We start from the raw sequence: 14,119 nt of genomic DNA on the forward strand, positions 1-14,119 counted from the left end.
TGCCCTCACCCCAACCCTCTCCCGCACGCGGGAGAGGGAGCAGTCGCATCACAGCCGATCGCCCGTATCTCCATGCCCTTCCCTTCTCCCGCTAGCGGGAGAAGGTGGCCGAAGGCCGGATGAGGGCACCCGCGGCAGCACCCACACCAGAAGTCATAAGCCGGCCATCGCGCATCGGCGCCGATCTTTGGCATAGTCGCAACGTAGTCGCTACGCCGCCGCACATGCCCCGCATCCTGGTCTTCCAACACGTCGCCGCCGAACCGCTGGGCACGCTCGATCCCCTGATCCGGCGTCGCGGCCATCGCATCCGTTTCACCAACTTCGACCGCGACCCGCACGCGCAGCCGAACGTCGACCGCTACCGCGGCCTGATCGTGCTCGGCGGGCCGATGAACGTCGAAGACCAGGCCCAGCGCCCGCATCTGCGCACCGAGCTGCTCGCGATCGAACGCATGCTCGAACAAGGCAAGCCGGTGCTCGGCATCTGCCTCGGCGCGCAACTGCTCGCCCACGTGCTCGGCGCACCGGTACGCAAACATCATCGCCCCGAGATCGGCTGGTACCCGCTGCAGACCACCGAGGCCGGCCACGACGACCCCGTGCTCGCGCCGCTGGCCGGCACTGCGCCGGTGTTCCAGTGGCATCGCTACAGCTTCGAAGTCCCGCAAGGCGCGCACCACCTCGCCCGCACCGACACCTGCGAGCAACAGGCCTTCCGCTGGGGCGACAACGCCTACGGCTTCCAGTTTCATTTAGAGATGGACGTGCCGCTGATCGAACGCTGGCTGGCCAACCCGGTCTATCGCGAAGAACTGGCCGAACTGGGCCACGACACCAGCGAAGCGGCGATCCGCGCGCATACGCTCGAACACATCCACGCCATGCAGACCCGCGCCGACGCGGTGTTCAACAACTTCCTCGACCTCATCGGCCAACCGCAACGGCGCTACACCCTGCCCTCGCGCGAGTGGATCTGAGCCCACCCGACTTTCAAGCTGCGCAGATCTGCTCCAAGGGTAGGAGCGGCGCAAGCCGCGACCGCGTCGCTTCCGGCCGCGCCGCCAATGACGACCGAATGGCAGATGCTCCTATGCTTACCAGCGTCGGAGCATTACCTGCGATCGCAGCCCGATCAGTCGATCCGCAAAGCCTGTTCCATTGCGTAGCACTGGTCCCATATGTAAACGTCGTAGGCGGCGAGCTTAGTCGACCACTTCGGCGTTACGGTGTTGACGCACTGGACCACGACGCGATCGATGTAATTGTCGTAGACCGCCCATGGGTTCTTCATGTCTGCCGGATCGACGCCTTCGCCCGGCCTGGTCGAGGCCAGTGCATCCGAAGCTGCCTGTTTCAGGTCGCGATAGAACTCGGCCTGCAGGTCCACATCCGCATGCGTGCCTACGCGCTCGACGTGGCCGGCCACGAGTGTCTCCCAAGGCATCTTGCTGATCTCGTCGACCTGCGCGATGGAGCCCAGCACATCCTGCGCAACGGCAAAGCGACGCCATGGCATCCACCTCGGGAACACCACGTCCACCACCATCAACACCTTCTGCTCGGGCGCGCTGATGAAGATGTTGCCGGGTTCGTGCCCGCTGCCGTGGTAGGTCAGCTCTAGCTTCCTGCCGCCCACCTGCAGGGTATAGGCATCCTTGAACGTCACGGTCGGGAGCGGACGATCGGGATCGCGGTCGCGCTCGAGCAGGCGCAATGTCTCTTCTTGCGCAATGATCGTCGGGTTTCCGCCCAATCCCTTCGTGCCGCCGATGTGGTCCTTGTGCGAATGGCTGTAGATCACGTGGGTTATCGGCTTGTCGGTCACTTCCGCGATCGCTTTGGGCAACTTCGCGGCGAAATTCGGCGGTGCATCCACGACGACGACGCCCTTGTCGTAGGCAAGAAACATAGACTGGTAAATGTTGTCCGTCACCATGTACAAACCGAGCCCGAGATCCTGTAGGCGGTAGCCTTTCGCAGGGTCGACAGCAGGCCCTCGCGCATTGGCAGGCACGTCTATGTACTTGCCAATCCGGACGCCTATCGGGGCGATACTCGGCATGTCCGCGTAGGGCGTGCGTGCAGGCGCCCCCGGCTTCTGCGGTCCAGACGGGTCACCTCTGCCGGATTGAGATACCGGCGCCGACACGGCTTGCCCTGCGTGGGCAGGAGCGATGATAGCGATGCCGCCAGCGAGCAACGCTGAAGCGATCAGGTGCAGTCTCATTGGAAAATCTCCCGAAGCGGTCGTTGAATACACCGTCGATCCCGCCAACAGTGATCGAATCGTGGATGAGGTGGCGGCGCATCGATTAGGCCGACCAATCCGACACCGCTAATCTAGGATCGCAACATGGGTTCGAGAACTCCCGTCATTCGGCAGACATTCTTCCGCGCCGCGATGGAGTCGGAGGCGTGAGCCGCGTCGATGCCTCCTTGCTCGGGTGAGTGAACAGCACACCCAGATACGGAAAGACAACGAAGTTATGAATTCTCGACATGGACAGGCGCCCGTACGGCGGGGGGGCTGGACATCGAGGTCGACCTGTCGCCGCCATCGGCACGTGTGATCGGGGCTCAGGGACAGATCATCGAATGGCGCGGAAAGTCTGACGCGATCCGCTGCGACAACGTATCCGGATACATCAACGGCACCCGAATCGATCGAGCAGCACAGGAATCGGCCACCCGTTGGTTATGGGCTTACCACCGTAAGCGCCCGAAATGACCATCGATGGCGTCCCCCCAATGCAGAAACGGGCATTGGCCACCAAGCTCCACTTTGCTTTGCGATCAGTGACTTACTGACTAAAAGGAAACGGTTGATCAAGGACTCAAAAACCCCAACCCACTCTCAAACCACCTCTCGCCCCCCTCCACCGGATCGACGAACCGCAACGAGCGCGCCAGCAGTTTCAGCGGCCGCGCGTAGTCGTCCGCGAGCGCTTGCGGCGACAAGGGGTAGAACGGGTCGTTGAGGATCGGCGCACCAAGGGCGGCCAGGTGCACGCGCAGTTGGTGTTTGCGGCCGGTCACCGGTTCCAGGGCGTAGCGCCAGACCGGGCCATCGCGGTCGATGACGTCGATGCGGGTTTCGCTGTTGGGTTCGCCTTCGGCCTCGCACATGCGGAAGAAGGGTTCGCCGGCGACCAAGCGCGAGCGCCGCACTAGCGGGAATTCGAGCTCCGGCAGCGCCGGCGCCAAAGCTTCGTAGCGTTTGTGGATGCGGCGTTCGCGAAACAGGCTTTGATAGGCCGCGCGCGAGGCCGGGTCGCGCGAGAACAGCATCACCCCAGCAGTGCCGCGGTCGAGCCGGTGCAAAGGCACCAGATCGGGTTCGTCGTAGCGCCGGATCAGCCGCGCCAGCAGGGTCTCGGCGACGAAGCCGCCGGACGGGGTCACCGGCAGGAAATGCGGTTTGTCGACCACCAGCAGATGCGCGTCGCGATGCAATACGCGCTCTTCGAACGGGATGCGCGGTTCCTCGGCGACTTCGCGGAAATACAGGATCTCCATGCCGACCCGATAGGCGTCGTCGGCCGCCAACGCTCGCCCCTGCGCGTCGAGCACGCGCCCGCGTGCGAAGCGGTCGAGCCAACGTTCGCGGGCGATGGCCGGGAAGCGTGCGCACAGGCCGTCGAGCAGGTTCGTCCACTGGCCGGGCGGAAGTTGCAGTCGGCTCGGGGCGACGCCGTCGAGGGGCGCATTCGGTTCGTTCGTGGACATGCCGGCATCATCGCCGACTTCACTGCCCTCGCCCACGCCGGAGAACGGCGGCTTGGTGCCCGATCCAGCCATGATCTAACAAGACCCAGCCAAGATGCAGCCAGCCGGACGACGACCCGACCAGCCTGAACCAGCCCGGGCACCCCGAACCGGACGCGGAAGCCGCCAACGCCTAGAATGCGCGCTGTTTTCCTGCGAGCTCAGCCCATGGCGCCCAATGCCACCATCGTCAAGATCGAGTTGCAAATCAGCGACATGGACCGGCATTACTACGCCGCCCACGCCCTGACCCTGGCGCAACACCCCTCCGAAACCCAGCAGCGGCTGATGGTGCGGATGCTGGCGTTCGCGCTGAACGCACAGGAGCGGCTGGAATTCGGCCCGGGCCTGAGCAGCGAGGACGAGCCCGACGTGGTCCTGCGCGACTACACCGGCGATATCGAGCTGTGGATCGACGTCGGCCAGCCCGACGAGTCGCGCATCCGCAAGGCCTGCGGCCGCGCGCGCCAAGTGGTGGTGGTGAACTACGGCGGTCGCGCCGCCGACATCTGGTGGGACAAGAACGTCGCCATCCTGCGCCGGCTCAAGAACCTCACCGTGCTCGACATCGACAGCGATTCGGTCGAGGCGATGGCCGGGCTGGTCGAACGCAGCTTCCGCCTCGATTGCCAGATCCAGGACGGCGAAGTGTCGCTGAGCACCGACAAGGCCGCGATGGTGCTGACCCCGGGCGTGCGCCAGAGCGCGGACGCGCGAGCCGCCTGAGCATGACCGAAGCGGTCGATGTGCTGATCGTCGGCGGCGGTGCCGCCGGCCTGATGTGCGCCCTGACCGCGGGCCGCCGCGGCCTGCGCGTGGTGGTGATCGAGCACGCCAACAAGGTCGGCAAGAAGATCCTGATGTCGGGCGGCGGGCGCTGCAATTTCACCAACACCGGCACCACCCCGGCGAACTACCTCTCGGGCAATCCGCATTTCTGCAAATCCGCACTGGCGCGCTACACGCCGTGGGATTTCATCGCGATGGTCGAGCGCCATCGCATCGCCTATCACGAGAAAGAACTCGGCCAGCTGTTCTGCGACGTGTCGTCGAAGCTGATCGTGCAGATGCTGGTCGACGAATGCCAGGCGGCCGGGGTGCGCATCGAGATCGGTTGCGCGGTCGAACGCATCGTCCACAACGAAGGCGACAGCGGCTTCCGCGTGCACACCGCGCGCGGTGGGTTCGCGGCGCGCTCGCTGGTCATCGCCAGCGGTGGCCTGTCGATCCCGAGCATGGGTGCGAGCGGCTTCGGTTACGAATTGGCGAAGCGCTATGGCCACACGGTGTTGCCGACCCGCGCCGGCCTGGTGCCGCTGACGCTCAGCGGCAAGCATCAGGAACGCCTGCAGGAACTCAGCGGCGTCGCCCTGCCGGTGACCGCCAGTTGCAACGGCCAGAGTTTCAGCAACCAGATGCTGATCACCCATCGCGGCATCAGCGGCCCGGCGATCTTGCAGATCTCGTCGTATTGGCAGCCCGGCGACGATCTGCGCTTGGACCTGTTGCCGGGGCAGGATGCGCTGGAATGGCTGCAGACCCAGCAGCGCGAGCGTTCCGCAGCAGAGTTGAAAACCGTGCTCGGCGAAGTGGTGCCGCGACGTTTCGCCCAGCGTTTGTGCGAGGTCTGGCTAGGCAACAAGCCGATGAAGCAATACAACCTGCCGGAGCTGAAGCAGCTCGCCGCGAGCTTGAGCGAATGGCCGCTTATCGCCAGCGGCACCGAGGGTTATCGCACCGCCGAAGTCACCTTGGGCGGCGTCGATACCGACGAGCTGTCGTCGAGCACGATGCAATCCAAGCGCGTGCCGGGCCTGTATTTCATCGGCGAGGCGATCGATGTCACCGGCTGGCTCGGCGGCTATAACTTCCAGTGGGCCTGGGCGTCCGGGCACGCGGCCGGTCAGGCGGTTTGAGCAGCGTGCGTGTTCGCCTTATGTAGGTGCGGCGTGAGCCACGACCTCGAAACCGCGGTTACGTCGTAGTCCCATTGCCGCAGTCGCGACTTGCGTCGCTCCTACAGGGGGTTGCGACGCGATGATTTTGTAGGAGCGGCACGAGCCGCGACCTCGAAACCGCGATTACGTCGCAGTCCTATTGGCGCGGTCGCGACTTGCGTCGCTCCTACAGGGGGTTGCGACGCGATGATTTTGTAGGAGCGGCACGAGCCGCGGCCTCAGAACCGCGGTTGCGCCGTAATTCCATTGGCGCGGTCGCGGCTTGCGCCGCTCCTGCCCTGGGGTTCGGCGCCCCGCCTCAATCCTGTTCGACGGCTTCGCCGAACAGGTCGTGTTCGTCGCTGCCCATGATCTCGACATCGACGAACTGGCCGACGCGCAGTTGCGCTTCGAGGCCGTTCTGGATCTGCACCAGGCCGTCGATCTCGGGCGCATCGGCCATCGAGCGGGCGATGGCGAGGTCGCCGTCGATGGCGTCGACCAGGCAACGCTGGATGCTGCCGACCTTGGCTTCGAGCTTGGCCGCGGAAATCTCGGCCTGGCGCTCCATGAAACGCGCCAGGCGTTCCTGCTTGACGTCTTCGTCGACCGGGTCGGGCAGATCGTTGGCCTTGGCGCCGTCGACCGGCGAATAAGCGAAGGCGCCGACGCGGTCGAGCTGGGCCTCATCGAGGAAGTCGAGCAGTTCTTCGAACTCCTGCTCGGTCTCGCCGGGGAAGCCGACGATGAAGGTACTGCGGATCGCGATGTCCGGGGCGATCGAACGCCAACGCTGGATGCGCTCTAGGGTCTTGTCGACCGCGCCGGGGCGCTTCATCAGCTTGAGCACGCGCGGGCTGGCGTGCTGGAACGGAATGTCGAGGTAAGGCAGCAGCTTGCCGTCGGCCATCAAGGGGATGATGTCGTCGACGTGCGGGTACGGGTAGACGTAGTGCAGGCGCGTCCAGATGCCGAGTTCGCTGAGGCCTTCGCACAGCGCCTTCATCCGGGTCTGGTAGGACTTGCCGCGCCATTCGCGCTCGGCGTACTTGACGTCGACGCCGTAGGCCGAGGTGTCCTGCGAGATCACCAGCAGTTCTTTGACCCCGCCCATCGCCAGTTTTTCGGCTTCGCGCAGCACTTCGTCGACCGGGCGCGAGACCAGGTCGCCGCGCATCGAGGGGATGATGCAGAAGCTGCAACGATGATTGCAGCCCTCGGAAATCTTCAGATAAGCGTAGTGCTTGGGCGTGAGCTTGACGCCGATGCCATCGTCGCGGCGCGGCACCAGGTCGATGAACGGGTCGTGCTTCGGCGGCAGCGCCGCGTGCACGGCGCTCATCACGCTGCCGTAGTCCTGCGGGCCGCTGATCGACAGCACGCCGGGGTGCGCTTCGCGGATCAGCTCCGAGCGCTTGCCGAGGCAGCCGGTGACGATGACCTTGCCGTTCTCGGCGATGGCCTCGCCGATCGCGTCCAGCGATTCGGTCACCGCCGAGTCGATGAAGCCGCAGGTGTTGACCACCACCACGTCGGCGGCGTCGTAGGTCTGGACGATGTCGTAACCCTCGACCCGCAGCTGGGTGAGGATGCGCTCCGAATCGACCAGCGCCTTGGGGCAACCGAGACTGACGAAACCGACTTTGGGATTGGCTGGCGAGACGCTGGCGGAAGACATGAACGAGGAGACCTGAACAAGAGAGCCGGACGCCGCAGGGGGCGGCCGGGCCCGAGCGGGAACCGCCGGCGCGCGAATTATAGCCTCCGGGGCTAAACTGGCCGCGGTTTGGATGAATTCGTTCGGGAGCAGGCCATGGGCCACTGGATCGACCTCGACACCCCGGCCGGCACGGTCGCTGCCTGGCGCACCGACCCCAGCGCGGTTCCGCGCGGCGGATTGGTGGTGATTCAAGAGATTTTCGGGGTCAACGCGCATATCCGCGACGTCGCCGAACGCTTCGCCCAGGCCGGTTACGCGGTGCTGGCGCCGGCCCTGTTCGACCCGGTCGAGCGCGGCGTCGAGCTCGGCTACGACCAGTCGGCGGCCTCGCGCGGGGTCGAATTGCGCAATGCGGTGGGCTTCGACCGCGCCACCGAGATCGTCGGCGCCGCCGCCCATGTGCTGCAGGGCGAAGGCCTGCGCACCGGCGCGGTCGGCTTCTGCTGGGGCGGCTCGGTCGCTTTTCTCGCCAATACCCGCCTCGGCCTGCCGGCGGTGAGCTACTACGGCGCGCGCACCGTCCCGTTCCTGGCCGAACCGCCGCGCGCACCGGTCCGTGCGCCGATCCTGTTCCACTTCGGCCGCCACGACGGCAGCATCCCGCCGGAAGCGATCGAACAGCATCGGCAAGCCCTGCCGACCGCACCGATCCACCTCTACGAAGCCGGCCACGGCTTCAACTGCAACCTGCGCGCCGACTACGACGCCGACAGCGCCGCGCTGGCCTGGACTCGCACGCTCGATTTTCTAGCGGACAGCCTCAAATGAACCCCTGGCACCTGCACCCGCAACTCGCCGACGACACCCATCCGGTCGCCCAGTTCGAACTCAGCGAACTGCGCCTGATGGACGACGCCAACCATCCCTGGCTGATCCTGGTGCCGCGCGTCGACGGAGCGGTCGAACTGATCGACCTCGACGAGCCGCAACAGCTCGCCCTCACCCGAGAGGTCGCCCGCGCCAGTCGCGCTCTGCAGACCGCGTTCAAGCCGTACAAGCTCAATGTCGCCGCACTTGGCAACCTGGTGCCGCAGTTGCACGTGCACGTGATCGCGCGCTACCGCGAAGACATCGCCTGGCCGCGCCCGGTCTGGGGCATGGCCAGCGCGCAACCGTATTCGCCCGAGATCCTGGTGCAACGCATCCGCCGCCTGCAGGACGCGTTGCCGGCGTGAGCGCGGCTACGGCGTCGGCGCCATCGGCCATCGTGTTCGAGGCGCTTGCCGACGATGCCTGGCTGTTGCGGCTCGGCGACGGCATCGACGACGCGGTCAACGCACGCGTACACCGCCTCGCCGCGCGGCTGCGCGGGCAAGCGCCGCCGTGGCTGCGCGACCTGGTGCCGGCCTACGCCAGCCTGGCGGTGTTCTTCGACGAAAGCGCGATCGATGCGCTGGCGGTGAAGACCTGGCTCAGCGCGCAATGCGGGGAGCCTGATTCCGCCAGCGAACAAGCGTGCGCGCCGCAGCGCCTGGTCGAGATCCCGGTCGCCTACGGGGGCGACTATGGGCCCGACCTCGCCAGCGGCGCGGCCGAGCTGGGCCTGTCCGCGCACGAACTGATCGCTCGCCACGCCGGCGGCGACTACACCGTGGCGATGATCGGCTTCGCCCCCGGCTTTCCGTATTTGTCCGGACTCGACCCGGCGCTCGCCCTGCCGCGCCTGGCGACGCCGCGCACCGAGGTCGCCGCCGGCAGCGTCGCCATCGGCGGCGCCCAGACCGGCATCTATCCGCGCCCCGGCCCCGGCGGTTGGCGGCTGCTCGGTCGTACGCCCCTGCCCTTGTTCGACGTCGCCCGCGCCGAGCCCAGCTTGCTGCAACCCGGCGACCGGGTGCGCTTCGTCGCCATCGACGCGGCCGAGTTCGCCGAACTGGCGCGCCTGCAAGCGCAGGCGTCGGCATGAACATGCGAAATGAAAACAGGCGAAACGACTTCATCGAAGTGATCGCGCCCGGCCCGCTGACCAGCGTGCAGGACCAAGGCCGCCACGGTTGGCGCCATCTCGGCATCGCCCGCAGCGGCGCGCTCGATCCGGAGCTGGCCGCGCTGGCCAATCATCTGGTCGGCAATCGCGACGACGCCGCGGTACTCGAACTGAGTCTGCACGGCCCGAGCCTGCATCTGCCGCGGCCATCGCGCATCGCCTTGCTCGGCGCCTCGGTCGACGCGCGCTTCGAGGGCTTGCCACTGCCGATGGCGCGGCCGATCGAACTGCCGGCCGGCACGCTCAGGCTCGGCGGCCTGCGCAACGGCGTGCGCGCGTGGCTGGCCATCGCCGGCGGTTTCGATATCGAGCCAGTGCTCGGCAGCCGCAGCACCGATCTGCGCGGCGGCTTCGGCGGCCACCAGGGACGCGCCCTGCAGGCCGGCGATCGTCTGCCGCTCGGCGCGTCGCCGAGCTTGCGCATCGACTCGCCGCGCATCGCGCCATGGTGGGTCGACCCCGATTTCGACGAAGACCCGGACCTGCCGATCCGCTACCTGCCCAGCGCGAACGCAGCGCAGGCGGACAGCGCGGCCGCGCTCGCCCGCCAACCCTGGACCGTCGCCACCGCCAGCAACCGCCAAGGCCTGCGCCTGGACGGCGCGCCCTTGCCCGCCGTCGGCGGCAGCGGCCTGTCCGAGCCGGTCGCGCCCGGCACGATCCAGTTGCCGGCGGACGGCCATCCGATCGTCCTGCTCGCCGACGCCCAGACCGTCGGCGGTTATGCGCGCCTGGGCCATGTGATCGCCGCCGATCTGCCGCGCTTGGCGCAGGCGCCTCCGCATGCGCGGCTGCGCTTCCAGGCTTGCGATGCGCCGGCGGCGATTGCTGCGCTGCGGCATCGGCGCGAACGCATGGTGCGTCTGCGTCTGGCGGTGTCGGCGCGCTTGCAGGGCATGCGCTAGCGGCCTCGCGGGCACTCGCCACTGTGCCGAATTCGGCACCCAGCTAGGGCAAAAGGCACTATCGCTTCCGGCCCGGTTGCCGCGACGATCGACAGCGCATCTCGCCGCGCACCGGTCGAGATCGACCGCCCATCGAACCGCTTCGCCGTCATCGCCTTCTGGAGATTCCGCATGCGTTCCCTGCGTCTGTTGTCGCTGTCCGTCTGTGTCGTCGCCGCGCTTGCCGCCGGCTGCAAATCCGAAACCGCCGCGCCCGCCGCCGGCGCCGATACCGCACCCGCCGCGACCCCGCCGGCCAGCGCCGAATGGAACGCCGCGGTCGACGGCTTCCTCAGCGGTTTCTTCGAACATTTCCCGACCTGGGGCGCGAACGCCGGCAAGCACGAATTCGACGGCCGCCTGCCGGATTTCTCGGTCGAAGGCCTGCAGCGCAACATCCAATGGCTGCACCAGCAGCGCGACGCGGTCAACGCCTTCGGCGACGACCGCCTCGACGCCGCCCAGCGCTATCAGCGCGACTATGTGCGCGCGGTCATCGACGGCCAGTTGTTCTGGCTGGAAGAGTCCGGTTTCTCCAGCAAGAACCCGGCCTTCTACGCCGGCGACCTGTCGCCGAGCATGTACCTGACCCGGCCCTACGCGCCCTTGCCGCAGCGCATGGCCGCGTTCGTGACCTATCAGGAAAACCTGCCCAAGGCGGTCGCGCAGATCCGCGCCAACCTCAAGGGCCCGTTCCCGGACACCTATATCCAGCTCGGCACCGCGGTGTTCGGCGGCCTGGCCCAGTTCTTCGACGACGACGTGCCGAAGATCTTCGCCGAGGTCAAGGACGATGCGCTGCAGGCGCGCTTCAAGAAATCCAACGCCATGGCCGCGACCGCGATGCGCGAACTGGCCGAACACATGGCCTCGCAGAAGGCGCAGGCCACCCAGGATTTCGCTTTGGGCGCGGACAAGTTCGCGAAGATGCTCAAGGCCACCGAAGGCGTCGACCTGCCGCTGGACCAGCTCAAGGCCGCCGGCGAAGCCGACCTGGCACGCAACCTCGCCGCGCTGAAGAGCGCCTGCGACCAGTACGCCCAGGGCAAGTCGCTCAACGATTGCATCACCCGGGTCAACGACGACAAACCGGTCGGCGGCGCGGTCGAAGGCGCGCGTGCGCAATTGGTCGGCTTGCGCCAGTTCCTGGTCGACAAGGACCTGGTGACGATTCCCGGCACCGAGCAGGCCAAGGTCGAGGAAGCGCCGCCGTTCAACCGCAACAACTTCGCCTACATCGAGATTCCCGGCCCGTACGAGAAGAACCTGCCGTCGGTGTACTACATCGCCCCGCCCGATCCGAAGTGGCCGAAGGCCGAGCAGGACGCCTACGTGCCGGGCAAGGCCGACCTGCTGTTCACCTCGGCGCACGAAGTGTGGCCGGGCCATTTCCTGCAGTTCCTGCACGCCAACCGTTCGCAGTGGAAGTTCGCCCAGCTGTTCGTCGGTTATGCCTACGCCGAAGGCTGGGCGCACTACACCGAGGAGATGATGTTCGACGCCGGCCTCGACGGCGCGACGCCGGAGATCCACATCGGCCAGCTCACCAACGCCTTGTTGCGCAACGTGCGCTATCTGTCGGCGATCGGCCTGCACACCGGCGGCATGACCGTCGCTCAGTCCGAGCAGATGTTCAAGGACAAGGCCTTCCAGGACCCCGGCAACGCACGCCAGCAGGCGGCGCGCGGCACCTACGATCCGGCCTACCTCAACTACACCCTCGGCAAGCTGATGATCATGCAGTTGCGCGAAGACTGGACCGCTACGCGCGGCGGCCGCAGCGCATGGAAGGGCTTCCACGACCAGTTCCTGAGCTACGGCGGCCCGCCGATCCCGCTGCTGCGCGGCCAGATGCTGGGCAGCAAGCCGGAAACCAAGCTGTGGACCGGAGCGGTCAAGCCGGAAGCGGCCGCGGCGCCTGCCGCAACGACACCGGCGGCGGCAACGCCGGCAACCGCGCAACCGCCCGCAGGGGACGCTGCCGCAACGAAGCAGTAATACGCCGCGTCGGCCTCGATTGAGACTGCGCCGCGAGAGTCAACGAGAGTCCGTAGGCTCCATTCCCCCCTTTGGAAATGGGGGGCTAAGGGGGATTTGCTCCTCGCTGTACAGCAAAGGCAAATCCCCCGGCGCAGCCGGTTACATCGGACTTCCCGCGACGTAAGCGCCAGCCCCCTTTCCAAAGGGAGCTCATTGTCCTGCACCCGCAGGCTCGTTCGCTCTTCTGCGATCGCCTCGTTCGCTCTTCTGCGATCTGCCAATGCAGATTCCATCCCCCGAAACAGGCATCTGCATTCCCCCCTTTGGAAAAGGGGGCTAGGGGGGATTTGCTTCTCGCTGTACAGCAAAGGCAAATCCCCCGGCGCAGCCGGCTTCATCGGACTTCCCGCGACGTAAGCGCCAGCCCCCTTTCCAAAGGGGGCTCACTGTCCTGCACCCGCTGGCTCTGCTCGTTCGCTCTTCTGCGATCGCCTCGTTCGCTCTTCTGCGATCTGCCAATGCAGATTCCATCCCCCGAAACAGGCATCTGCATTCCCCCCTTTGGAAAAGGGGGCTAGGGGGGATTTGCTTTCGCTCCAACAGCAACAGCCCCGCGCGCAGTCGCTCTAGTCGCCCCCGATTCACGCAAGCGCCCGCCCCTTTTCAAAGGGGGGCGACTCTCGCGCTCATTCGCTCGTCTGCGACTGAAGCCTCCCCGGCGCTTGGTGCCCCGCCCCAACCCGTCTAGACTCCTTGCGTCCCCGGGCCCGGCGCCCTGCACCTGTACGAGACCGCATCAATGAAATCCCATGTCGTCGGCGCCCTGATCCTGATCGTCATCGGCACCTTGTTTCTGCTCAATAATCTGGGCCTCACCAACGTCAGCCTGACCCGCTTGCTGATGACCTGGTGGCCGGCGATCCTGATCGCGGTCGGCCTGGGTCTGCTGTTCAAGCGCGGCAAATAGCCGCGCGGAGTTTCGCCTCATGCAAGACCGCATCGATTTCAATTGCGATCTCGGCGAGGGCTGCGGCGACGACGCCGCGATCCTGCCCTATGTCAGCTCGGCCAACATCGCCTGCGGCGGCCATGCCGGCGACGAGGCGACGATGCGCGAAACCCTGCGCCTGTGCCGCGAACACGGGGTCGCCGCCGGCGCCCATCCCGGTTACGACGACCCCGAACATTTCGGCCGCCGCCCCCTGCCGCTGAGCCGCGACGAGATCGGCATGCTGATGCTCAACCAGCTCGCCCGGCTCGCCGCGGTCGCCGCCGACGAAGGCGTGCGCCTGGGCCACGTCAAACCGCACGGCGCGCTGTACAACCTCGCCGCCGACGATCGCATCGTCGCCGAGGCCATCGTCGGCGCGGTCGCGGCGTTCGATCCGAACCTGATCGTCTACGGCCTGTCGCAATCGCAACTCACCGAAGCGGCCGAAGCCGCCGGCCTGCGCGTCGCCCACGAGGTCTTCGCCGAGCGCGGCTATGCCCGCAACGGCCGGCTGTTGCCGCGCGGCCAACCCGGCGCCGTGATCGAGTCGCTCGACGCGGCGATCGCCCAGGTCCATGGCCTGGTGGTGCGCGGCGAAGTCGCCACCGCCGACGGCGGCAGCATCGCGCTGCGCGCCGACACTTTGTGCCTGCACGGCGACCGCAGCGACGCGCCGGCGTTCGCGCGCGCGGTGCGCGCCGCGCTCGAGGCCGACGGCATCCGGATCCTGCCGATCGCATGAGCGCCTGCGCGCCGCGGCCGAGGCAGCGGTCCGCCCACAAGCACCCGTTT

Annotated in this window: 13 protein-coding genes and 1 pseudogene; 11 read left to right on the forward strand and 3 right to left on the reverse strand. The window is 66.8% G+C overall.

The window, feature by feature from the left end; translation table 11 throughout:
• The first annotated feature begins 224 nt into the window (after positions 1 to 224).
• A complete protein-coding gene (locus ACTOWK_RS01475; RefSeq protein ID WP_441328440.1) occupies positions 225 to 980 on the forward strand; it encodes a type 1 glutamine amidotransferase in 756 nt (251 codons plus the stop codon).
• Positions 981 to 1,135: 155 nt separating this feature from the next.
• Here ACTOWK_RS01475 and ACTOWK_RS01480 read toward each other — a convergent pair whose 3' ends face one another.
• Positions 1,136 to 2,230 carry an MBL fold metallo-hydrolase gene (locus tag ACTOWK_RS01480; RefSeq protein ID WP_441328441.1) on the reverse strand — a complete coding sequence of 365 codons (1,095 nt, stop codon included), beginning with the start codon at positions 2,228 to 2,230 and terminating at the stop codon, positions 1,136 to 1,138.
• 297 nt (positions 2,231 to 2,527) lie between these two features.
• On the opposite strand from ACTOWK_RS01480, the pseudogene ACTOWK_RS01485 reads away from it, so the two are divergent.
• Positions 2,528 to 2,731: pseudogene (locus ACTOWK_RS01485) on the forward strand (hypothetical protein); the annotation flags it as partial.
• A gap of 98 nt (positions 2,732 to 2,829) precedes the next feature.
• Here the strand turns inward: ACTOWK_RS01485 and ACTOWK_RS01490 are convergent.
• On the reverse strand, positions 2,830 to 3,729 hold the full coding sequence (locus ACTOWK_RS01490) for a pseudouridine synthase (protein WP_441328442.1): 900 nt from the start codon (positions 3,727 to 3,729) through the stop codon (positions 2,830 to 2,832).
• Between the two features lie 207 nt (positions 3,730 to 3,936).
• On the opposite strand from ACTOWK_RS01490, the gene ACTOWK_RS01495 reads away from it, so the two are divergent.
• On the forward strand, positions 3,937 to 4,494 hold the full coding sequence (locus tag ACTOWK_RS01495) for a YaeQ family protein (protein ID WP_441328443.1): 558 nt from the start codon (positions 3,937 to 3,939) through the stop codon (positions 4,492 to 4,494).
• A gap of 2 nt (positions 4,495 to 4,496) precedes the next feature.
• The gene (locus ACTOWK_RS01500; protein ID WP_441328444.1) at positions 4,497 to 5,684 is read left to right on the forward strand and encodes an NAD(P)/FAD-dependent oxidoreductase; all 1,188 of its coding nucleotides are present in this window, start codon (positions 4,497 to 4,499) and stop codon (positions 5,682 to 5,684) included.
• 340 nt (positions 5,685 to 6,024) lie between these two features.
• Here ACTOWK_RS01500 and rimO read toward each other — a convergent pair whose 3' ends face one another.
• Positions 6,025 to 7,383, reverse strand: coding sequence for a 30S ribosomal protein S12 methylthiotransferase RimO (gene rimO / locus ACTOWK_RS01505; RefSeq protein WP_057971095.1), 1,359 nt, complete (start codon positions 7,381 to 7,383; stop codon positions 6,025 to 6,027).
• A 135-nt stretch (positions 7,384 to 7,518) separates the two neighbouring features.
• Here rimO and ACTOWK_RS01510 point away from each other — a divergent pair, with 135 nt between their 5' ends.
• From ACTOWK_RS01510 to ACTOWK_RS01540, 7 genes are all read left to right on the forward strand, one after another.
• Positions 7,519 to 8,193: a dienelactone hydrolase family protein gene (locus tag ACTOWK_RS01510; RefSeq protein ID WP_441328445.1), complete on the forward strand. Its 675-nt coding sequence runs from the start codon at positions 7,519 to 7,521 to the stop codon at positions 8,191 to 8,193.
• The gene (locus ACTOWK_RS01515) at positions 8,190 to 8,600 is read left to right on the forward strand and encodes an HIT domain-containing protein (protein WP_441328446.1); all 411 of its coding nucleotides are present in this window, start codon (positions 8,190 to 8,192) and stop codon (positions 8,598 to 8,600) included. The genes ACTOWK_RS01510 and ACTOWK_RS01515 overlap by 4 nt, the downstream gene beginning before the upstream one ends.
• Positions 8,597 to 9,331: a 5-oxoprolinase subunit PxpB gene (gene pxpB, locus ACTOWK_RS01520; protein WP_441328447.1), complete on the forward strand. Its 735-nt coding sequence runs from the start codon at positions 8,597 to 8,599 to the stop codon at positions 9,329 to 9,331. The genes ACTOWK_RS01515 and pxpB overlap by 4 nt, the downstream gene beginning before the upstream one ends.
• Entirely contained in the window at positions 9,328 to 10,317 is a 990-nt protein-coding gene (locus tag ACTOWK_RS01525) for a biotin-dependent carboxyltransferase family protein (protein ID WP_441328448.1), read from the forward strand. Before pxpB ends, ACTOWK_RS01525 begins: the two co-directional genes overlap by 4 nt.
• A 171-nt stretch (positions 10,318 to 10,488) precedes the next feature.
• Positions 10,489 to 12,354, forward strand: a complete 1,866-nt coding sequence (locus ACTOWK_RS01530) for a DUF885 domain-containing protein (protein ID WP_441328449.1) — start codon at positions 10,489 to 10,491, stop codon at positions 12,352 to 12,354.
• 781 nt (positions 12,355 to 13,135) lie between these two features.
• The gene (locus ACTOWK_RS01535; RefSeq protein ID WP_169795620.1) at positions 13,136 to 13,303 is read left to right on the forward strand and encodes a LiaI-LiaF-like domain-containing protein; all 168 of its coding nucleotides are present in this window, start codon (positions 13,136 to 13,138) and stop codon (positions 13,301 to 13,303) included.
• A gap of 19 nt (positions 13,304 to 13,322) precedes the next feature.
• The gene (locus tag ACTOWK_RS01540) at positions 13,323 to 14,069 is read left to right on the forward strand and encodes a 5-oxoprolinase subunit PxpA (protein WP_441328450.1); all 747 of its coding nucleotides are present in this window, start codon (positions 13,323 to 13,325) and stop codon (positions 14,067 to 14,069) included.
• Positions 14,070 to 14,119: the final 50 nt, after the last annotated feature.

This window comes from Lysobacter sp. CA196, from assembly GCF_052078695.1.
GTDB lineage: Bacteria > Pseudomonadota > Gammaproteobacteria > Xanthomonadales > Xanthomonadaceae > Lysobacter.